Here is a 1,507-nt window from a genome sequence, read left to right as displayed (position 1 = left end):
CGCTAACCTCTCCTCTTAACCTTCCAGCACCGGGCAGGCGTCAGCCCATATACCTCACCTTTCGGTTTCGCATAGACCTGTGTTTTTGCTAAACAGTTGCTTGAGCCTATTCTCTGCGGCCACTTCTCAGTGGCACCCCTTCTCCCGAAGTTACGGGGTCATTTTGCCGAGTTCCTTGACAATGCTTCTTCCGCCGGCCTTAGGATTCTCTCCTCATCCACCTGTGTCGGTTTACGGTACGGGTACGGTATAAACAATAGCGGCTTTTCTTGACGCATGGCTCACGGACTTCGCTACTTGTATTTCGCTCCGCATCACAGCTTCCCATTGACACCCGGATTTGCCTGAGTGTCTGGTACCCTGCTTGCACCGGGCTTTCCATTCCCGGCTTCCGCTTTCCTTACGTGTCCCCACAGTTCTGTCATACCGCAGTACAGGAATCTCCACCTGTTGTCCATCGGCTACGACTCTCGTCCTCGCCTTAGGCCCCGACTTACCCAGGGCAGATCAGCTTTACCCTGGAAACCTTGGATATTCGGCCTAAAGGATTCTCACCTTTATCTCGCTACTCATTCCGGCATTCTCTCTTCCATGCAGTCCACAGCTCCTTACGGTACTGCTTCGTTCCGCATGCAATGCTCCTCTACCGATCCTTACGGATCCCTTAGTTTCGGTGGTACGTTTCAGCCCCGGACATTTTCGGCGCAGGGCCTCTCGACCAGTGAGCTATTACGCACTCTTTGAATGAATGGCTGCTTCTGAGCCAACATCCTGGTTGTCTTCGAGACCCCACATCCTTTTCCACTTAACGTACACTTTGGGACCTTAACTGAAGGTCTGGGCTCTTTCCCTTTTGACTGCCCAACTTATCTCGTGCAGTCTGACTCCCGGTCCTGTCTACATGGCATTCGGAGTTTGATATTCTTCGGTAGGCTTTGACGCCCCCTAGGAAATTCAGTGCTCTACCTCCACAAGACTCATGACCGAGGCTAGCCCTAAAGCTATTTCGAGGAGAACCAGCTATCTCCGGGTTCGATTGGAATTTCTCCCCTACCCACACCTCATCCCCACCCTTTTCAACGGATGTGGGTCCGGACCTCCACTGCCTCTTACGGCAGCTTCATCCTGGACATGGGTAGATCACCCGGTTTCGGGTCTACTCCTACTGACTTAAGGCCCTCTTAAGACTTGGTTTCCCTACGGCTCCGCACCTGAAGTGCTTAACCTTGCCAGTAAGCGTAACTCGCCGGACCGTTCTACAAAAAGTACGCGGTTGCACGCATAAGGTGCTCCCACAGCTTGTAGACACAGGGTTTCAGGTTCTCTTTCACTCCCCTCCCGGGGTCCTTTTCACCTTTCCTTCACAGTACTATGCGCTATCGGTCACTAAGTAGTATTTAGCCTTAGGGGGTGGTCCCCCTGACTTCCCACAAGGTTTCTCGTGTCTCGTGGTACTCTGGATCCTGCTCAGTCTCATCTGCTTTCACATACGGGGCTTTCACCCTCT

The 1,507-nt window shown here is 52.8% G+C and carries 1 rRNA gene; it reads right to left on the bottom strand.

The features are described 5' to 3' along the window. A 23S ribosomal RNA gene (locus tag LIZ66_RS18265) occupies positions 1 to 1,507 on the bottom strand; the annotation flags it as partial.

This window comes from Blautia faecis (assembly GCF_020554845.1).
GTDB classification, from domain to species: Bacteria; Bacillota; Clostridia; order Lachnospirales; family Lachnospiraceae; genus Blautia_A; species Blautia_A faecis.
Note: the sequence above shows the minus strand (reverse complement) of the source record. Positions and strands in the feature narration are given on the sequence as shown.